The sequence below is a fragment of the Kitasatospora sp. NPDC087861 genome, from assembly GCF_044742585.1.
Taxonomy (GTDB): domain Bacteria; phylum Actinomycetota; class Actinomycetes; order Streptomycetales; family Streptomycetaceae; genus Kitasatospora.
The window spans coordinates 30151-49025 of sequence record NZ_JBIUUS010000024.1 but is presented as its reverse complement, the minus strand read 5'-3'; the positions used below and the strand labels follow the sequence as shown (position 1 = coordinate 49025).

Annotated in this window: 18 protein-coding genes and 1 pseudogene; 5 read left to right on the top strand and 14 right to left on the bottom strand. The window is 73.0% G+C overall.

Features of this window, described 5'->3' with window-relative positions:
- Genes ACIOJE_RS29290 through ACIOJE_RS29260 form a run of 7 tightly spaced genes read right to left on the bottom strand, consistent with a single transcriptional unit; the run spans position 1 to position 8090 of the window.
- The gene (locus tag ACIOJE_RS29290; RefSeq protein ID WP_400780180.1) at positions 1-1263 is read right to left on the bottom strand and encodes an MFS transporter; all 1263 of its coding nucleotides are present in this window, start codon (positions 1261-1263) and stop codon (positions 1-3) included.
- Complete coding sequence (locus ACIOJE_RS29285) at positions 1260-2501, bottom strand: ATP-dependent carboxylate-amine ligase (RefSeq protein WP_400780178.1); 1242 nt, start codon at positions 2499-2501, stop codon at positions 1260-1262. The genes ACIOJE_RS29290 and ACIOJE_RS29285 overlap by 4 nt, the downstream gene beginning before the upstream one ends.
- Positions 2498-3676, bottom strand: coding sequence for a DegT/DnrJ/EryC1/StrS family aminotransferase (locus ACIOJE_RS29280; protein ID WP_280681930.1), 1179 nt, complete (start codon positions 3674-3676; stop codon positions 2498-2500). The genes ACIOJE_RS29285 and ACIOJE_RS29280 overlap by 4 nt, the downstream gene beginning before the upstream one ends.
- Positions 3673-4914, bottom strand: coding sequence for an arginine 2,3-aminomutase (gene blsG, locus ACIOJE_RS29275; RefSeq protein WP_280681936.1), 1242 nt, complete (start codon positions 4912-4914; stop codon positions 3673-3675). Before blsG ends, ACIOJE_RS29280 begins: the two co-directional genes overlap by 4 nt.
- 36 nt (positions 4915-4950) lie before the next feature.
- Positions 4951-5835, bottom strand: coding sequence for a CGA synthase-related protein (blsF, locus tag ACIOJE_RS29270; protein WP_400780175.1), 885 nt, complete (start codon positions 5833-5835; stop codon positions 4951-4953).
- Complete coding sequence (gene blsE / locus ACIOJE_RS29265) at positions 5823-6827, bottom strand: cytosylglucuronate decarboxylase (protein ID WP_280681939.1); 1005 nt, start codon at positions 6825-6827, stop codon at positions 5823-5825. The genes blsF and blsE overlap by 13 nt, the downstream gene beginning before the upstream one ends.
- Positions 6828-6887: 60 nt before the next feature.
- Positions 6888-8090, bottom strand: a complete 1203-nt coding sequence (locus tag ACIOJE_RS29260) for a hydroxymethylcytosylglucuronate/cytosylglucuronate synthase (protein ID WP_400780172.1) — start codon at positions 8088-8090, stop codon at positions 6888-6890.
- 348 nt (positions 8091-8438) lie between these two features.
- Between ACIOJE_RS29260 and ACIOJE_RS29255 the strand changes: the two genes are divergently transcribed.
- From ACIOJE_RS29255 to ACIOJE_RS29245, 3 genes are all read left to right on the top strand, one after another.
- Positions 8439-8831 carry a hypothetical protein gene (locus ACIOJE_RS29255; RefSeq protein WP_280681943.1) on the top strand — a complete coding sequence of 131 codons (393 nt, stop codon included), beginning with the start codon at positions 8439-8441 and terminating at the stop codon, positions 8829-8831.
- 254 nt (positions 8832-9085) lie between these two features.
- A complete protein-coding gene (locus ACIOJE_RS29250; protein WP_400780170.1) occupies positions 9086-10396 on the top strand; it encodes a magnesium transporter MgtE N-terminal domain-containing protein in 1311 nt (436 codons plus the stop codon).
- A gap of 494 nt (positions 10397-10890) precedes the next feature.
- Positions 10891-12354 (top strand): NRAMP family divalent metal transporter, encoded by a 1464-nt coding sequence (locus tag ACIOJE_RS29245; protein ID WP_400780168.1) that lies wholly within the window; start codon positions 10891-10893, stop codon positions 12352-12354.
- Between the two features lie 64 nt (positions 12355-12418).
- Here ACIOJE_RS29245 and ACIOJE_RS29240 read toward each other — a convergent pair whose 3' ends face one another.
- The 3 genes from ACIOJE_RS29240 to ACIOJE_RS29230 all read right to left on the bottom strand — a co-directional run bounded on the left by ACIOJE_RS29240 (position 12419) and on the right by ACIOJE_RS29230 (position 14038).
- Positions 12419-12907, bottom strand: coding sequence for a hypothetical protein (locus ACIOJE_RS29240; protein WP_280681949.1), 489 nt, complete (start codon positions 12905-12907; stop codon positions 12419-12421).
- A 161-nt stretch (positions 12908-13068) separates the two neighbouring features.
- Positions 13069-13422: a metalloregulator ArsR/SmtB family transcription factor gene (locus ACIOJE_RS29235; RefSeq protein WP_280681951.1), complete on the bottom strand. Its 354-nt coding sequence runs from the start codon at positions 13420-13422 to the stop codon at positions 13069-13071.
- A 274-nt stretch (positions 13423-13696) separates the two neighbouring features.
- Positions 13697-14038, bottom strand: coding sequence for a hypothetical protein (locus ACIOJE_RS29230; RefSeq protein ID WP_400780165.1), 342 nt, complete (start codon positions 14036-14038; stop codon positions 13697-13699).
- A gap of 184 nt (positions 14039-14222) precedes the next feature.
- Between ACIOJE_RS29230 and ACIOJE_RS29225 the strand changes: the two are divergent.
- Positions 14223-14549 (top strand): annotated as a pseudogene (locus tag ACIOJE_RS29225) (ECF transporter S component); the annotation flags it as partial.
- 52 nt (positions 14550-14601) lie between these two features.
- On the opposite strand, the gene ACIOJE_RS29220 reads toward ACIOJE_RS29225, so the two are convergent.
- The 4 genes from ACIOJE_RS29220 to ACIOJE_RS29205 all read right to left on the bottom strand — a co-directional run bounded on the left by ACIOJE_RS29220 (position 14602) and on the right by ACIOJE_RS29205 (position 17720).
- Positions 14602-15606: a GlxA family transcriptional regulator gene (locus tag ACIOJE_RS29220; RefSeq protein ID WP_280681961.1), complete on the bottom strand. Its 1005-nt coding sequence runs from the start codon at positions 15604-15606 to the stop codon at positions 14602-14604.
- The gene (locus ACIOJE_RS29215) at positions 15594-16238 is read right to left on the bottom strand and encodes an HD domain-containing protein (protein WP_280682147.1); all 645 of its coding nucleotides are present in this window, start codon (positions 16236-16238) and stop codon (positions 15594-15596) included. Before ACIOJE_RS29215 ends, ACIOJE_RS29220 begins: the two co-directional genes overlap by 13 nt.
- Before the next feature lie 197 nt (positions 16239-16435).
- The gene (locus tag ACIOJE_RS29210) at positions 16436-17014 is read right to left on the bottom strand and encodes a MarR family winged helix-turn-helix transcriptional regulator (RefSeq protein ID WP_280681963.1); all 579 of its coding nucleotides are present in this window, start codon (positions 17012-17014) and stop codon (positions 16436-16438) included.
- A 376-nt stretch (positions 17015-17390) separates the two neighbouring features.
- Positions 17391-17720, bottom strand: a complete 330-nt coding sequence (locus ACIOJE_RS29205; RefSeq protein ID WP_400780162.1) for a hypothetical protein — start codon at positions 17718-17720, stop codon at positions 17391-17393.
- Positions 17721-17898: 178 nt separating this feature from the next.
- On the opposite strand from ACIOJE_RS29205, the gene ACIOJE_RS29200 reads away from it, so the two are divergent.
- The gene (locus tag ACIOJE_RS29200; protein WP_400780160.1) at positions 17899-18852 is read left to right on the top strand and encodes a LysR family transcriptional regulator; all 954 of its coding nucleotides are present in this window, start codon (positions 17899-17901) and stop codon (positions 18850-18852) included.
- The last annotated feature ends 23 nt before the right edge of the window (positions 18853-18875 follow it).

The window sequence follows — 18875 nt, the reverse complement described above, 5'->3', positions numbered from 1 at the left end:
TCACGCCGCGCACGTCCCGGCGGCGGGGCGGGCGCGGTCCAGCAGCGGGCGGCAGACGAAGGCCAGGGCGGCCGCGGCCAGGGCGATGGCGAAGGCCACGGCGAAGACCCCGCGTGGCCCGAGCGGCTCCACCAGCAGGCCGCCGACCTGCTGGCCGACGGCGTCCCCCAGCACGGTGGCCAGCGAGGCCCAGGTGAAGGCCTCCGCCAGCGAGCCGCCGTCCGCCACCGAGCCGACCAGGGTCATCTCGACGGCGGACACCAGGGCGATGGGCGCGCCGCCGATCGCCAGCGCGAGCCCGAGCAACGGCTGGGAGGTGGCCGCCAGCGTCAGCCCCGTCCCCAGCGCGTACGCGAGGACCAGACGCGGGAACCGTACGGTCGCCGGGACGGCGGACTGCGAGCGCCCGAGCCAGACGGCGCCCAGCGCGCTGCCCACGCCCCAGCAGGCGTAGACCGCGCCGGTGCCGCCGGGGGAGCCGTGCGCGGCGACGAAGGCCGGGATGGCGAGCGTGAGCAGCCCGATCGGCACCGCGCAGGCCGCCATGATGCCGGTCAGCGCCAGCATGGCCGGGTTGCGCAGCGGCCCCAGCAGGTCGCGGGGCGCGGCCGGGGCGGCGGGTCGGGGGCCGGTCCCGGCCGGGAGCCGGACCAGGGCCAGGCCCAGCGCGCCCGCGCCGCCGACCGCCGCCACCGCGGTCAGCGCCAGCGCGGCCGAACCGGCGAGCATCAGCCCGGCCAGCATCAGCGGCGCCCCGATCACCAGGACCTCGGCGAGGACCGCCTCCCAGAGGTAGGCGGTGTCGCGCTCGGTGTCGCTCAGCGGCAGGCGCGCCCAGAGCGAGCGCATGCAGGCGTTGGCGGGTGGCAGCGCCACCCCGGCCAGGGCGGCGGCGGCCAGCTGGCCCCAGGTGCCGGGCCGGGTGGCCCAGGCGAGGACGGCGAGCGCCGCCGGGTAGAGCAGGCCGGTGGCCAGCAGCACCGGCCGGCGCCCGGCGCGGTCGAGCCGCCGGGCGACCAGCGGCCCGCCGGCCGCCATCCCGGCCGTGTACAGCGCGCTGGTCAGCCCGGCCTGCGCGAAGCTGCCGCCCTGCTCGCGCACCACCAGGACGGTGGCCAGCGACATCAGGTAGACCGGCAGCCGGGAGACCACGCTCCACCCGGCCACGGCGCGCACGTGCGGGCGGCGCAGCAGCGAGCGGACGCGGTGCGCCAGGGTGTCGGGGGGCGGTGGCGAGGTGTCGCGGGGCAGGGTGTCGCTCACCGGTCGCCCTCCAGCACGGGGGCGGGCGCCAGCTCGATGACGAAGGCGCCGAGGACCGCACGCATCCGCCGCTCCACCTCCTCGATCGAGGCTCCCACCACGTGGACGTACCCCGAGGCGTTGTGCGAGGCGCGCCGGGCGGACACCGCGTCGCCGACCCCGACCTTGAGCACGGCGTCGACCACCCCGGGGGCCCGCAGCAGTTCCTCCACCGGGGTGATCCGGCGGACCGTCCCGGACTCGGGCAGAGGAAGCAACAGGTCTCCGGCGCACTGTCGTTGACGATAGCTCAGATCCGGCCGCCGCCCCCGGTAGACGTCCAGGGTGGCGCCGAAGACGTCGAAGCCGTACGCGTGCCCGTGGTTGGCCGGGATCTCGCAGCCGGCCAACCGCAGTCCGATCTCCCCGGCGTACGGCTCGCCGTCGATCAGGAAGAACTCCATGTGCGCGTACCCGTGGTCGATCCCCATGCCGGTGACGATCCGCTGCAGCAGCGCGCGCAGGTCGACCGGCGGGGCCTCGTCGGTGCCGACGCTGATGTTGGCGTTCATCGCGCCCTCGACGATGTCCAGCGGGCGGCACGGCATCGCACTCGGCCAGGCGTCCAGCACCTCGCCCTGGAGGATGATCGCGCACACCTCCCACTCGACGCCGCCGAGGAACTGCTCGACCATCCAGTCCCGGGCGGTCAGGTCGACGGCGGCGAGCGCCTCGGGGCCGTCCAGCCGGTGGGTGTCCACGCAGGCGAAGGAGTCCACCGGCTTGAGCACCAGCGGCCAGCCGTGCTCGGCGGCGAACCGCTCGATCTCGCCGGCCGTCCGGACCTGGGCGAACTCGGCCGTCCGCAGCCCGAGTTCGCGGAAGCGCCGCTTCATCACGGCCTTGTCGCGCACCCAGGAGACCTGCTGTGCGGTCAGGTGCGGCAGCCCGGCCAGCGCCGCGAACCGCTGGGCGACGACCTGGCGCGGCTCGGACGGGTTGCAGAACCGGCTGGGGGCGACGGGAAGCCCGGCGGCCCACTGCCGGTAGCGTGCGGCCTCCTGTTCCAGCGGCACCCCGGCCCGCACCCAGAAGGCGGGCAGGTGCGCGGTGCGGTGCAGGTGCTCCGCGGAGAGGTCGGCGCGCGCCTCGTCGAAGCGCAGCAGGACGAGGTGGTCCGGGAGCGTGCGGGCCGCGTGGCGGGCGAAGGAGGAGGCGCGGTCGTCCACCATCAGCAGGACCGGACCGGGCGGGCTCACACCGCCTCCAGGACGCGCCGGATCGCCTTGACCGCGGCGGCCTGCTGCGGCTGCGGCAGTTCGGGGGAGAGCGGCACGCAGAGCGTGCGCTCCAGCAGGTCGCGGGTGCGGGCGAAGCCGTCGCGGCTGAGCGCGAGCGGCCCCTCGGGGGCGTGGTTCCACGGGAAGCCGTCGGCGTACAGCGAGCGGCGGCCGGTCAGCACCGGGTGTTCGGGCAGCAGGTACTTGCCCAGCGTCCAGTTGGCGATCCCCTCGGCGGTGAGGGCCGCCACGGCGGCGTCGCGCAGCTCGCGCGACTCGCAGCGGAAGCGCAGGCTGACCTTGACGTCGCCCTCGGCGCGCGGGAGCGCCCGGAGGTCGCTGCGGTCCGGCAGTTCGGCCAGCGCGAGGGCGTACATCCGCTCCAGCCCGGCCAGCACCTCGTCGAGGTGGCGGAACTGCTGGCACTGGACGGCCGCGACCTCCTCGCTGGTGACGAAGTTCTCGCCGTAGTAGGCGTCCTGGTTCCAGGTCGGGTAGTGGCCGGGGACGCGGGCCGAGCCGTGGTCGTGGTAGCAGCGCATCGCCGCCCAGGCCTGCTCGTCGTCGGTCACCACCAGCCCGCCCTCGCCGGAGGTGAGCACCTTGTTGTGGTGGAAGCTGAACACCCCCGCGTAGCCCGCCGTCCCGACCTGTCGGCCGTCCGGGAAGCGCCCGCCGAGGGTCTGCGCGCAGTCCTCGATCACGTACGGCACGCCCTGCGGCAGGGCGGCCACCGAGCCCTCCATGTGCGCGGTGATCACCCGTCGGGCGTCCGCCGGCAGCAGGGTCGGGTCCATGCCGAGGGACTCGTCGGCGTCCACCAGCACCGGGATCAGGCCGCAGGACAGCACCGCGCCCGCCACCGCCACGAAGGTGACCGCGGGGATGTACACGAGGTCGCCGACGGAGGGCCGGGTGGAGATCAGCGCCAGCCGCAGCGCCTCGGTGCAGTTGTGCACGGCCAGCGTGTGGCCGGTGCCCAGCCGTTCGCCGACCAGGCGTTCCAGCCGGGAGGCCATGCTCTCCTGCTCGGTCTGGTAGCGGAACAGGACCTGATGGTCGATCACCTCCTTCAGCTCCGCCATGTCGGACCAGTCGAGGTAGTTGGCGCCGTACGGGAGGAAGCGCTGGCCTTGGCGTTGGTGGAGGGTCATCGGGCGTCGGACTCCGTGATCGGGTGCGTGGTGCCGTCGACGAGGAGCTGCTGGTCGCGGAAGTTGCGCAGCAGCAGGCCGCCGTCGGGCGTCTCGGTGAAGGAGGGGCGGGCGACCGGGATCTTGCCGATCTTCGTCGTGAGGACGTACTGCGGCACGGCGAAACCGGTGATGTGGCCCTGCAGGCCCTCCATGATCTCCCAGCCCTTCTCGACGGAGGTCATGAAGTGCGCGACACCGGTGACGTTGTCGCAGTGGTACAGGTAGTACGGGCGCACCCGGATGCGCAGCAGCTCGGTCATCAGCCGGCGCATGGTCGGGACGTCGTCGTTGATCCCGCGCAGCAGCACGGTCTGGTTGCCGACCGGGATGCCGTGCCGCAGCAGGCGGTCCACCGCTGCGGCGGACTCGGGGGTGATCTCCTTGGGGTGGTTGAAGTGGGTGTTCAGCCACACCGGGTGGTAGCGGGAGAGCATCGCGCACAGCTCGTCGGTGATCCGCTGCGGCAGCAGCACGGGGAAGCGCGAGCCGATCCGGATGATCTCGACGCTGGGGATCGCCCGCAGGCCCGCGACGATCTCCTCCAGCCGGCCGTCCTGGTAGGAGAGCGGGTCGCCGCCGGTGAGCAACACGTCCCGGATCTCCGGGTGTTCGGCGATGTAGCGGAAGTCCTCGTCGTAGGTGCCGCCCTCGTCGTCCCGGAAGTAGCTGCCCTGAAGGTCGGTGGTGTGGAACTTGCGGGTGCAGTGCCGGCAGTAGACCGGGCAGGTCTCGGTGACCAGCATGATCACCCGGTCCGGGTACTTGTGCACCACCCGGTTGGTCCGGCGGTAGAGGGTGTCCCCGACCGGGTCGACCTCGGCGCCCGGGAACTCCACCAGCTCCTCGGTCGCCGGGACGGCCTGCTGGCGGACGGGGCAGAGCGGGTCGTCCGGGTCCATGAGCGAGGCGTAGTACGGGGTGACGCTCCAGCGGTACCGGCCGGCGACCCCGGCGATGGCCCGCTCCTCGTCGGCGGTGAGGTTGATCCACTGCCGGGCCTTGTCGACGGTGTTGATGCGCTTGCGCATGTGCCAGCGCCAGTCGTCCCACTCGGCGGGGGAGGCGCCGGGGCGGTTCGGCGGCGGGCCGGTGGTCCGGTCGGCTCCGGCGCCCCGGTCGGTGTCGGAGGTCTGGTCGGGCCCGGTGGTTCGTCCTGGTTCGGTGATCGGGCCTGGTTCGGTGGGGGTGGGGGACATGGCGGCTCCGTACGGGGTGGAGGACGGTGACGGCGGCTACAGCGGCGCGAGCAGCAGTTGACGGACGGCCCGGGCGACGCCCTGCGCGCCGCGCAGGTCGTCGAGCTCCGGGCCGATCGCGCCCCACTGCGCGTTCGCCCCCGGCGGCTGCCAGACGGCCGGGTCGGCGGGGTCGGCCGCCGACGGCACCGGGACGTGCCGGGTGATCCGCTCGGCCAGGTCGTGTTGGGCGGCGCCGAGCGCGGGGAGGAAGACCAGCGGGGCCCGGCGGGCCTGGGCGAGCGCGACGGTGGCCAGGGTCGGTGAGGCGAGCAGCAGTTCGGCGCCGGCGTGCAGCGCGTCCACGTCCACCTCGGCCGCGCGGCCGACGGTCACGCCCGGCAGGTGCGAGACGGCCGCCCGGACCTGGTCGAGCCCGGTGTCGCAGACCAGCTGGCAGGCCCCGGTGCGGCGGACGGACTCCCGTGCGAGGAAGGGGAGTTGATCGCCGGTGAACGCCTCGGCCGCCGGTTGCGGCACCTGCCAGAGCGAGAGCAGCAGCAGCGTCCCCCGGCGGTTGCGGCGGCGGGCCAGTCGGGCCGGTGCGAGCAGCCCGGTGGGCCGTAGGCCGCCCGGGTGTTCCAGCCAACCGGGCCAGTGTGCGCGGTGCAGCAGCCGCTCGGTGGGCGCGGGGGCGGCCGCCGGCGCGGAGGCCAGGTGCAGCACCGGGACGCCCAGCGCGGTGAGGCGCGCGGTGGTGGCCTCCTCGTCGCAGACGAGCGCCGCGCGTGGCAGCGGCTCGTGGGAGGCGAGGACGGCCCGGGGCAGGTCGCCGAGGTGGGCGGTCACCCGGCGCAGCGCCAGCAGCGAGTCCAACTGCTCGTCCCGGCAGGCGAGCAGCACCGCCGGCTGCCGCCCGGCATCGGGGGTCAGTACCGCCACGGGGCCACCGACCCGAGCCGGGCGACGTCGTCGCTGTAGCCGGCCGCCGTGGTCGAGCAGCCGTTGCACAGCTGCGGGCCGCGCTCGCGGAAGTAGTCCGCGTGCTCCCGGAACGCGGGCGTGTCCAGCAGCAGCACCCCGCCCTCGCGCACCGGCGCCCCGCCGGGCCCGCCGCCGGTGCCCTCACGGTGCGGGATGCAGCTGCAGGCGTGCATCCGGCCGCCCTTGCCGTCGATGTAGATCACGTCGTCCGCGACGTGGCAGAGCGGCAGCGAGGCCCGGGGCGGGGTGGAGTCCTCGAAGTAGCGGGCCTGCTCCTCGGGCGTGTCCCCGTAGAAGCGCTTGCCCATCGGGACCAGCAGGGCGTCCGGGTCGGCCGCGTAGAGCGGATCGCACACCGCGCGCACGTGGTCCGGGTCCGGGTAGCGGATCGTCCGGTCCAGCTTGAGCGCCGACAGCTCCCACTGGCGGACCCCGGCCTCGGTCAACACCTGCTGGAGTTCCGGCATTTCGGTGTAGTTGTGCGGTCCGACGACGGTGTTGACGCGGGGCAGCACGCCGAGTTCCGCGGCGAGCCGCAGCCCGCGCAGACCGCCGTCGAACATGCCGGGCGAGCGCCGGTAGGTGTCGTGGGTGGCCGCCGAGGCGCCGTCCAGGCTGACGATCACCTGGGCCAGCCCGGCCGCAGCCAACTCCGGCGCGAGCTTGGGCAGCAGGGAGCCGTTGGTGATGATCGACATCTTCATGCCGGCCGCCGTGCCGGCCCGCACCAGCTCCACGACGTCCGGGTGCATCAGCGGCTCGCCGCCGGTGAACCGGACGTAGTCGACCCCGGCGGCGCGGGCCTTCGGCAGCAGCTCGGCGAAGTCGGCGAGGGGGAAGCGGAAGGTGTCGCGGGAGAGCGCGAAGTCACACATGAAGCAGTCGGCGTTGCAGGCTTCGAGGATGCGGATGAACAGGTAGCGAGAGCGCGTACGCGTTGTGGAGGACACCCGGGACCGTTTCGTGGCTCGTGGTTCGTGGGCTCGTGGCTGGTGGTTCGAGGGGGCGGATCAGTGGACGGGGCCGGCGGCCCCCAGGAGTTCGACCAGGGCGTCGGCGACCTGCGCCGCACCCCCGGTGCCGACCGCGGTGGTCAATGCGCCCCAGTCGACGCCGGGTTCCGTCTCCAGGCGGCCCAGCACCGCAAGGACGTCCTGCCGCACGGCGGTTGTCGTCTCGCGCCGGCTCTGCTCGGCGGCGCGGGCGATCCCGCCGTAGATCACGTCGAGCGCACGGCCCTCGCCCTCGGAGCGCAGCGCCAGCGCGTCGTCCTCGGCGAAGACGGCCTTGGGCCAGGCGACGCGGACATCGGTGCCCAGCGCCCTGCTGTGGAAGCGGCCGTTGAAGATCTGACTGAGGTTCTGCGGCGGCAGGCAGACCGTCGGTACCCCGAGCCGGCCCGCCTCCAGTAGCGTGGTCAGCCCGGGGGAGGTGAGCAGCACATCGCACGCGCCGAGCCGGTCGAGGAACTCGTCGTGCGCGAGCGCGCCGACCGTCGTCGTGACGGGCGCCGGACACGAGTCCACCAGCTGCCCGGCCAGCCGGGCCGGCAGGTTGCCCGCGACGTGCACCTCGTCGACCCCGTACGCGGCCAGGGCCTCCAGCGCGGCGGGCAGCACGATCCGCGGATAGCCCGACCAGTCGGCGAGTTGCGGTGCCCGCAGCCCGCCCAGGTTCACCAGCGCCCGCCGGGGCGGACGCGCCGACGCGGGCCGCGCGGCGGCTGTCCCGGTCGCGATCACCGCGTCCACCCACCGCAGGCGGCGGACGTCCGCCAGCACCCCGGCGCACTCCGGCGGCAGCTCGACGCACCGCTGGGCGCAGTACACGTCGGCGTCCAGCGGCAGATCGTCGCGGTCACCGTCCGTCCAGAGGAACGGCAGGCTGTCGACGAACACCACCGGCACCCCGCAGGAGCCGAGCGCCTTCGCGAGCCGTCCGTCCAGCACCACCAGCGCCGCCCGCACCCGCTCCGCCCGGACGACCTCGGCGACCGCCGCCGCCAACTCCCCGTCCGGCAGGTCGAACCAGCGCTCCACCGGCTGCCCGGCCAGCACCGGCCGCCCCAGCCCCGACGCCAGCCCGACGAACCTCAACCCCGGGTCGCGGCGCCCGTGCAGCGCCGACAGCACCGCGCTGATCTTCCCGGAGCTGCCCCAACCGAAGTCCACCCCGGCAACGGCTACGGTCCGGACCTCGTCGTCTGCCTTCATCCGCTCCTGCCTCGCCCCGCATCAGCCCCGCGCACACCCGCCCCGATCGGAGCAGTCGGGCACCTTCGTAGCAGCGCGGGGGAGCGGACGGTTGGCGTACCGACGGACACGCATGGCGGACCACCCTCCCAGGTGAACGCCGTGAACGCTGCGTTGACACTCGTCCCGCCGCACGCCCGCCGCGCAGAGGGCCGAGATCCCGGCGGCTTGCGTCAGGACCTTGCCGCTGTCGCCGCCGGTCTCACCGTGGCGTCGACGCCACGCGATCCGCCCCAGCGCCCTCTTCCCACCCGACCCGCCCCGGCGTAGCTTCGTCTCGCCGGATTGTTTTCCATCAAAGGGGGAGAAATGAAGCTCGCATGGGGGCGCCGAGCCGCCTCGCTCGCGACGGTGGCCGCACTGACCGCGGTGGGAATGGGTCTGGCGTCGGGCAGCGCATCCGCGACCGACGCCGTCTACTTGAACACGAGCCACTCGGTGGGCATCTACAACAGCCCCAACACCTGGAACGGCAAGGTCGGCGGAGCCCCGGACTTCTCACCGGGCGGTTACGTCATGGCCGTGTGCTGGACCGTCGGACAGGGCATCGACAACCTGGGCGATACCTGGTACCAGGTCTACGCCGAACTTCCCTCGGGCAGCCACGACTGGCAGTACTGGTCGGGCTACATCTTCGCGGGGTACGCGGACGGCAACGCCCACTCGGTGAATCGCGATCCGTACATCCCCCAGTGCCCATGAGCTGACGAAGCCGTGCGGCGCCCGCGCTGTACACCCGGGTTGACAGCGCGGGCGCGTCGTGGAACTCACGGAGCATCAGGTGCGGTGCCGCTGGTGCCCCGCGCGCCGGTGGTGGGTCGTCGACGGTCCGATGGCGGATGCCCAGGATCGGCCCACGAGGGTGCCCGCCCCGGGCTGGTCCCTTCAGGTGTTCCGGGCGCGCGACCGGGGGATACGGGGTCGCGCCGGGCACGCGCTCGGCTAGCTTTCGTGCCGTGGACCGTGCCCTGTGGTTGTCCCGGCTGTTGCGCCGCCCGCTGGTGGGGCGTGGCGGCGCGGTGGTAGGTCGGCTCTCCGATGTCATCGTCCGGCTGCGCGGGCGGGACTATCCGCTGGTCACGGGGCTGGTGGTGCTGATCGGGAAGCACCAGGTGTTCCTGCCCGTCGAACAGGTCGCCTCCTTCGACGCGGATCGGATCGGACTCGCCAGCGAGGTCGTGGATCTGCGCCCCTTCGAGCGTCGCGAGGGCGAGGTGCTGCTGCGCGCGGACGTCCTGGGGCATCGGGTGGTCGACGTGGCCGACGTCGAACTGGTCCGGGCCCAGGACATCGAACTCCGTGAGCGGCCCGACGGCTGGGTGGTCGATCGGCTGGGCACGCAGTCGCACCGCCCCCGGCTGTTCGGACTGGGCGCGGCGGCGGAACCGCGGTGGCGGGACTGGAGGTCCTTCGAGCCGCTCATCGGCCATTCCCAATCGGCCCGCGTACGGCGCCCGTTCGGCCGACTGGGCCGCCTCAAGCCGGCCGACCTCGCGGACCTCCTGGAGAACGCCGACCGAGGGGAGTCCCACGAGATCCTGGCGACGGTCCATGCGGACCCGGAGCTGGAGGCGGACGTCTTCGAGGAACTGGAGCCCGACTCGCAGACCCGTCTGCTGGCGGAGAAGGACGACGCCGGGATCGCCGCCGTGCTCGCCCGGATGCGTGCGGACGACGCCGCCGACGCGATCAACGACCTGCCGCAGCGCCGCCGCCAACCGGTCCTGGACGCGTTGCCCGCCGGACAGCGCACCAAGGTCCTGACCCTGCTGGGGTTCAACCCGGCCAGCGCCGGCGGGCTGATGGCGCTGGACGTCCTCGCCGCCCCGGTGGACTCCACCGTCGCACAGGCGCTGGATCTCGTGCGCGGTGCACGCGCTCTTCAGCCCGAGGCGCTGACCAGCGTCTATCTGGTCGAGGCCGTCGGGCAGGAGCGGCGGCTGATCGGCACCGCCACGCTGGTCGCGCTGCTGCAGGCGGATCCGGGCGCGGCGGTGCGGCAGGTCATGGTCACCCAGCCGGTCCGGGTGCTGCCGGACACCGATGTCGAGGACGTCGCCCTGCTGATGACCGACTACAACCTGTTGACCGTGCCGGTCGTGGACGAGCAGGAGCGCGTCCTCGGCGTCATCACGGTCGACGACATCCTGGAGACCGTCATCCCTGAGGACTGGCGTCGACGCGAGCCCGCCCCGCACCCGACCCGCCGCGCGGAACACGGCCAGGCGGACGGCCCGCCGTACGACAGAACGGACCAGGGCGCGTGACCGGCGCTCAGGATCCGCCTGAGCAACCGGGGCAGCCCGGGCGGTCGGGGCAACCCGGCCGGCCCGGAAGGCCCGATCGCCCGAAGGACGAGGGCCACCCGGCCAGACCGTCCGCAGGGCGGCCCGCCGCCGGACCTCAGCCCGCGTCGTCTCCCGAACCCGCGGCCGCACCCCGCTCCAAGCCCGTCCCCGCCAAGCCCGTCCCCGCCAAGCCCGTCCCCGCCAAGCCCGCACCCGGACCGGCCCCGGCCAGCCCCCGGCCCGAAGCGAGGCGGGCAGCGAGGCCCGCAGCGAGACCCGGGGCAAGACCCGCAGCGAGACCCGGGGCGAGGCCCGCCCCGGCCCCGAGGCCCGGCGCCGTCCTCGACGAAGCCCACCTCGGCGACATCGAAGGCGCCTTCGGTCGCATCCCCCGCGAGCGCCCGGAGGAACGCCCCGGCCTCAAGACCCGCCTGCTCACCCTGCTGGCGATCATCGGGCCCGGCATCATCGTGATGGTCGGCGACAACGACGCCGGCGGCATCGCCACCTACGCCCAGGCCGGCCAGAACTACGGCTACTCCCTGCTGTGGGTCCTTCTCCTGCTCATCCCGGTCCTGATCGTCAACCAGGAGATGGTCGTCCGCCTCGGCGCGGTCACCGGCGTCGGCCACGCCCGGCTGATCACCGAGCGCTTCGGCCGGTTCTGGGGCTGGTTCAGTGTCGGTGACCTGTTCGTCCTCAACTTCCTGACCATCGTGACGGAGTTCATCGGCATCTCCCTGGCCGCCGACTACCTCGGCGCCTCCAGGTACCTGGTCGTGCCGCTCGCCGCCCTGCTGCTGATCGCCGTCACCACCAGCGGCTCCTTCCGTCGCTGGGAACGCGCCATGTTCGCGCTCATCGCGGTGAGCCTCCTGCTGGTCCCGCTCACCTTGCTGGCGGAGCCCCAATGGGGCCGTGCCGCACACGACTTCGTGGTTCCCGGCATCCAGGGCGGCATCAGCGGCGACGCCGTTCTGCTGATCATCGCGCTCGTCGGCACCACGGTGGCCCCCTGGCAGTTGTTCTTCCAGCAGTCCAACGTCATCGACAAGCGGATCACCCCGCGCTTCATCGGCTACGAGCGCGCCGACACCGTGATCGGCTCGCTCGTGGTCGTCGTCGGCGCGGCGGCCCTGGTGATGATCGCCGACTACGCCGCCCGCGGCACTCCCTTCGCGGGCGCCTTCACGGACGCCGCCGGCGTCGCCCACGCCCTCGCCCAGCACAGCCGCGCCCTGGCCGTGATGTTCGCCGTCATCCTGATGGACGCCAGCATCATCGGCGCCGCGGCCGTCACACTCGCGACCAGCTACGCCTTCGGGGACGTGTTCAACCTGCGCCACTCCCTCCACCGGGGCTTCGGCGAAGCCAAGCAGTTCTACGCCTCCTACAGCCTGATGGTGCTGCTCGCCGCCGCCATCGTCCTGATCCCCGGCGCACCGCTCGGCGTGATCACCGAGGCCGTCCAGGCCCTCGCCGGCCTGCTCCTCCCCTCCGCCAGCGTCTTCCTGCTGCTGCTCTGCAACGATCCCGAGGTCCTCGGCCCCTGGGTCAACCCCCGCTGGCTCAACCTCGTCGCCACCCTCATCATCTCCGTCCTGCTGATGCTGTCCGGCACCCTGATGGTGACCACCCTGTTCCCCGCCGTCGACGTCGAAGCGCTCGCCGGCGGGCTCGCCATCGCCCTCGTCGTGGGACTGGCCGTGTCCGCCGTCGGCCTGCGCATCGCCCGCAGCCGCGCGGGCGCCCCGGGAAAGCCGCCACCCGCGATTCCCGCCGTGGACAAGCTGGCCTGGCGCATGCCGCCGTTGGCCCTGCTCAAGCCCGTCCGATGGTCACCGGGGGTGCGCCTCGGCATGCTGGCGCTGCGCGGGTACCTGGTGCTCAGCGCCGTCCTGCTCCTGGTCAAGGCCATCCGCCTCGGCGGCGGCTGACCGAGGACCGAAGGACCGGCGGACCGGCGGTAGTGCCACGGTCGCGCCCGCGTGCGACAGGGGATCATCCCCGACCCGGCGGGTCCTGCGCGTGGACGGCGCCGGCTTCGCGCCGTCGGGCGGCGTCGACCAGGAGGTGGGCCGTCCCGACGGGCAGGTCCACGTGGTGGGCGATCCAGGCCGCGTCGCGCCCGTGGGTGGCGAGGATCCACGCGGTGGAGAGCGTATCGGGGCTCGGCGCGTCCGGACCGTGCAGCAACGGGCGAACGGCCTCCGTCGGGAACCCCTCCAGGGTGTCGGGGCTGAACCAGTCCCCCTCCGAAGGGCTCGGGGAGGGCCGGTCCGTACCGGGGCGAGCGGCCCGATGGCCGCGCAACAGGACCGCCACCAGGACGAAGGCCGCGACCGCCGCACCGGCGAACACACCGCCGGTCACCAACCGGTCCCGCAGCGGGAGCGCGCTCAGCACGATCACTTCCAGCAGCAGGAAGGTGAGAACGCCGAGCAGCGCCGCCCCCTCACCCGTGCGCGGGTGGAACCAGGTCCGCATCATCGGAGAGCCTCCTCTCCCACCACCATCATGGCCCTCTCCCACCACCATCATGGCTCTGGTCCGGGCCGCCGCCACAGGCCGGTGGCGGTGCCGGCGTCGCACTGGTCACGACGGCCGGCCGCCACCCGGACATGCCGGTCGGCCCCGCTCGGGCCGACCGGTCAGGCGTCGGCGGCCCGGTCCAGGAGCCGGGCGACGGCGGGGTCGTCCAACTGGTAGCGGACGGTTCGCCCGTGCCGGGCCGCTGAGACGGTCCCGGTCGCCCGGAGCAGGCGCAGGGCCTGGGAGACCGTGGTGTCGCGGATGCCGGTCGCCAGGGCGAGGTCCGTGACGCAGATCGGCCCGGCGCGGCGGATGGCCAGCAGCAGGGCGAGCCGCCCGGGATCGGCGAGCAGCGCGTACCGGGCCGCCATGGCCTGCACCGCCCCCCGGTCGGCGACGGCTCCGCGGGCGGTCCGTACGGCCGGTTCGTCGATGGGGCGCCGCCCGGCCGGCGGCTGGGTGTTGGTGCCCAATGCGCTGTCCTCGTTCTCCTCGGGTGTCGACCCGTGCCGAAAGGCCGGCAGGGGCGACGGGTGTCGCCCCTGCCGGCCTTTCGGCACGGTGACGTGGGTGTCCTCCGGTGCTCAGTGCACCGACGCGGCCGCCTCCGGTGCGGTGCCCCGGCCGGTCGCCGCCGCGGCGGGCTCCGGCTTCGGGGCGAGGAGGCGTTCGGTGGGACCTGGTGCAGGGCGGGTCGGTCCGGGGCTCGTGACCGTCGGCTCGTGACGGCCGTCTCGTGATCGCCGCTCAGGTGGTGCGGGACGCCCGGCGGCGTCGGACGAAGCGCTCGGCCAGCAGCATCGTGGCGACCGCAGCGGCCGTGAACAGCGCGGTGTCGAGCACCGTTCCCGTGGTGGTCGGCCATGCGGGGGCGCCACCGTCCGGCAGTCTCGTCTCGGTGAACAGCCCGCCGATGCCGGTCGACAGCCCGCGCACGACGTACACAGACACCAGCGCGACGAGCCCGGCGGGAATGGGCAGCACGATCCCCGCGAGGTAGAAGCGGCCGCTCCGGGTCAGCCCGCCCGACCCGGCCATCACCCCGATCAGGGCCACGTAGCAGCCTGCCGCCCACCTGGAAGCACGCATCGGAACCCATCCCCCTTGCTCTGCGTACCGGGGCGGAAAGCGCCCCGTGCCGTCCTGCTCCTCCCTCGTCCAGGCCCTGGTCACCCTCGGCAGGGCTTGGAGTGGAGCGGCAACTCCCCGTCGGCGGGAGGGACTTCCTCCGGGGTGACCATCCGTGATCAGGGAACGTGCGGTCCGGGCGCAGGGAGCCTTCTCCGGCTACCTGTTCGGCTTCCTGCTGAACCTCTCGTTCTGGCCGTTCTCGACCGACCCGAACAGCTCGATCGCCTACCTGCCCGGGCTGCCCTTCACCGAGCAGTGGCACCGCTACCTGCTCTTCGACCTGGCCACCTCGCTCGGCTGGGACACCGGCCGCGCCGCCACCGCCTTCGTCGCCGTCCTCGTCGTCGGCCCGGCGGTCCGCACCGTGTTCCGCCGCGCGGCCCGACGCGCCAACTTCGAGCCGACCGTGCGCTTCGAGCTCCCGAGCGGGCCCGCTGCCCCGGCCGGGGCGGGAACCGCGCCCTCCTGATCGCGCCCTCCTGATCGCGCCCTCCTGATGTCGAAAGGCTTAGGCCTCGGCATCACCGTGCACGTCCGCAGGCCGCCGCGGTGGTGCGGAAGCGTGCCCGGTAGGTGGTGGGGGCGATGCCCAGGGTGTGCTGGAAGATGCGGCGCATGGTTTCCGCCGAGCCGAAGCCGCACTGCCCGGCCACCGTCTCGACGGGGTCGTCGCCCGTTTCGAGGAGCACCTGGGCGCTCTCCAGCCGGACGGATTCGAGGTACTGGCCGGGCGTCAGCCCCGTCTCGCTGCGGAAGAGCCGGCCCAGGTGGCGGGCGCTGATACCGACGTCACGGGCCAGGGACTCCATGCTGTGCGGCGCGGCCGGGTCTGCCACGACGGCGTCCATCACCTGCCGCAGTACCGCGTGCTTGGCCGTCCGGGGGGTCAGACGGGCGCTGAACTGGGACTGTCCGCCGGGGCGGGCCAGGAAGACGACCAGTTCGCGGGCGACCTCCCGCGCCAGGTCGGCGCCGTGGTCGTCCTCGACCAGGGACAGGGCCAGATCGATGCCCGCGGTGACGCCGGCGGAGGTGACGACGGGTCCGTCCTTGACGAACACCGGGTCCGCCTCGACCCGCACCCGGGGGTAGGCGGCCGCGAGCCGCCCGGCGAGGCGCCAGTGCGTGGTGGCCCGCCGCCCGTCGAGCACTCCGGCCTGGGCCAGCACGAAGGCTCCGGCACACACGGAGGTGATGCGGCGCGAGCGCTGGACGAGCCCGGTGACCAGGGCCGTCAGCTCCGGGTCGGCGACGGCCCGCTGCCAGTCCCGCCGGCCGGGCACGACCATGGTGTCCAGCCGCGCCGGCAGACTGTCCAGTGCGCCGTCCACGCCGATCCGCACGCCCGAGGAGGTGCGCACCTGCGCGCCGGTCGGGGAGACGGTCCGGACCTGGTAGCGGGCGCCGAAGAGGTTGGCCGTGGTGAAGACCTCGGCCGGGCCGGTGACGTCCAGCAACTGCACGCCGTCGAAGGCCGCCACCGCGACCACGTGGTCCGCTCGCCGCCGTGGGGTCACTCGGCCCACGGGGAGTCCAGGATGGTGCGGACGAAGTCCCCGCGCTCGAAGCCGGGCACGTAGTGGGCGAGCACATCGGCCTTGACGTTGCCGAACGTGGTCTCCGGCCTGGGCCGGACCCCCTCGGTGAACGCCTGGAGGATGCGCTGTTTGAAGTCGGGGCGCGGGTGCAGGGCGACGATCGCGGCGCGGTCGCCCTCGGTGATGTCGTGGTAGCCGATGCCCAGGACGTCGTACTCCACGCCCGCCGTCACCAGCGCCACCTCGGGCTCCATGAACTCGGGGATGCCCGGGGTGGTGTGCAGGGCGATGGCCGTCCACACCCGGCGGATGCTGTCCTCCGGCACCTGGCGCGCCCGCAGGAAGCGGCGGGCCTCATCGGCGCTGTCCACCTCGAAGCGCCGTCCGCTGCGCCGGAAGGGCTCGCCCAGTCCCAGGTCGTGGAACATGGCCGCGATGTAGAGCAGCTCGGCGTCGAAGCCCAGATCCCGGTTGCGCCCCTGGAGGGCGCCGAAGAAGTACACCCGCCGCGAGTGGTCGTAGATCAGGTCGCTCACGGTGTCCCGGACGAGCTCGGTCGCCTCCCGCGACAGCTTCGAGTCCGGCACCCGCACCCCGGCTGCGGAGGAGTCGCTCGTCATGGTCATCACCTGGTCCTTCCGTCCGCCGGCCCTTCCGGCGACGACCCCAGTCTCCGACCCGCCGGATGCCCGCGCCATGGCCATGCGGCCGGGTAGCCCACAGATACGGACCTCCCGAATCCTGGCCGGCCGGCGACGCGACCGCCCCGGTACCCACCGGCACCGGGGCGCACGGCGGAGGTGTCGTCCACCGACGGTCACAGCTCCGTGGGGTGGCCGCTGCGCGGGGATTTGGCGTTGGCGAGCTGGCGGCGGGGGGCTCTCGGGGGCCTCGACGGCGAGTCGCGCGCGGGGGAGCGCGGCGGGGAGTAGGCCAAGGTGGTGGTGGAGGGCTCCGATTCGGTGGTCCGGCCGCGCAGGGCCTGGGTTTCGACCGCTTCGGCGAGCCGCCGCAGGGCGATGCGTACCTGTGCGCTCTGTTCGTCGCCGAGTGCCCCGAGGACCTGTTGCTCGATCGCCAGGCGCTTGGGCATGACGTCGTCGACGGCGGCCGCGCCCGCGTCGGTGATGGAGACCAGGACGGCGCGCCGGTCCGCGGGGTTGACCGTCCGGACCACGAGGTCGCGCCGTTCCAGCTTCGCGAGCGCCTTGCTCAGTGCGGCCGGCGAGCGGCCCATCGAGGCGGCGAGGCGGCGTGCGATCGTCGGCTCGGCCGAGTGGCGGAGGTGGTACAGCACGTCGAACTCGGACGAGCTGACCGCCGCCGCTTCGAACACCGGTTCAAGGAGGAACTCCAGCATCGCGTGTGCGTGCTTGAGGCCGCCGAGGATCTCCATCGACGACAAGTCGAGGTCAGGACGGCTCTGTACCCACAGTTGCCATACCGCCGGCGCTTGATCCATTCGTGCACTTGCTCCAACTTGTTAACCGGTAACCTATCAGTTACCGTATGACACGTGCCCGGCTCCGAGCTGGGCGATCAGGGCAGGCTCTTCGGAGGCTTGTCCGCTTCTGGCTTTTGACGTACTTGATCTGCTCACGTCAAGTGAACGTGGACCGCGACATCCCGCCCGATGGCTTCTCGTCTGTGACCGGAGCTGAGGAAAAGTGTCATCATGGTCATCGCACACGCCCCCGTCGCCCCGTCGCCTGGAACTGTTCCGGGACTGGGGCATCTCCGGCAGATAATAGTGGACCGGAAACGCTTTGTGTCTACCTGCGCGCAGGTGGCTTTCCTGAAGAGACGAAGCAGCGCTCGACTTTGACTTCGTCGAAGTACTCGAACACCTCGAACGCGTCGAACGCCTCGAACGCCGGGAAACCGGCCTCGTCGGATTCGCCGTTCGTCGCGCCGGCCCCGAAGTCGTTGCGGGGGCAGGGTCGGCGGTAAGCCCGGTGCACGGCACCGTTGGTGACGGATCGTCGGCGCGTGGCGGCTGCGGGGGAGAACCGGCCGACGCGCCGCGGATCGTGGTCCGCTCGCGCCGGGGCGCTGCGCCCCGTGCTGCCGGGCTGGTCGAGGCGACCGTCACCGGCCGTCACCGGACTCCGTATCGATAGCGGGCACCCGTGCCCCGGCGCGCCGGACCGTGGCGCGCTGGACCGTGGCGCGCCGATTCACCAGCGGTTCGTCACCGAATGCCGGGCGCATTCCCGTGGCGCGCCACGGCCGACCGCGAAAACCGAATGGTCAGACTCCGGGAAAAGGTTTCCGTGCACCATGACCGATCGCTTGGGATTCAGCCTCACACAATTACGGTACTTCGTCGTGTCCGCCGAGATCGGCAACATATCGGAGGCGGCGGAGCAGTTATGCGCGTCGCAGTCGACGGTCTCGTCGGCGATCATGCGGTTGGAACGTCAGCTCGGTGTTCAGCTGCTTCTCCGTCACCATGCCCGCGGGGTCTCCCTGACACCGAGCGGTCGTCACCTCCTGCGGGAGGCGCGGGCGTTGTTGGGGCAGGCCAGGAGTCTCAAGGCCCAGGGCGATGCCCTGGCGGGCGAGACCGCCGGCCAGCTCGACGTCGGGTTCTTCTTCCCGATCGCCCCGTTCCTGCTGCCGCAGGTCTGTCGGATGGCCGAAGAGCGGTACGGGGCACTGCAGTTGAACGTCCACGAGGCGTCCGCCGACCGGCTGCTGGAGCTTCTGCGGGACGGCCGGTGCGAACTGGCCGTCACCTATGACTTCCTGTCGGGCGACGCCAGGTTCCATCCGCTGGCCGACCTGACGGTTCACGCGCTGGTGGCGGACGACGACCCGATGGGGATGGCCGGCTCGCTCGGTCTGGGCGAGTTGGCCACCCGGCCGCTCGTCACCTTGAACACCCCGAGCGTGCTCCGCCACGTCGAGCGGATGTTCGCCCGTGCGGGCGTCCGCATGCCACGGGTGGTGGCGACGACGAGCCTTGAGACGATGCGCGGCCTGGTGGCCGCCGGTTCCGGGTTCGCGCTGATGTATCAACGCGCTTCGCACGCGCGGACGTTGGACGGCGGAAGAGTCCGTGCGGTCGACCTCGCCGACGACCTCCCTCCCTCGTCCCTGGGGGTGGCCATGATGCCCGACCTGGCCATGACCAGCCGCGGCAGGGCCTTCGTGGACGTGCTCGCGTCGGCGGTTTCGGCCGGGGCGCGGCGGGCGCAGGTCATTGCAGGTCAGCAGGTAGGCGCACGGTGAACAGCAGGTAGGCGCACGTGGGA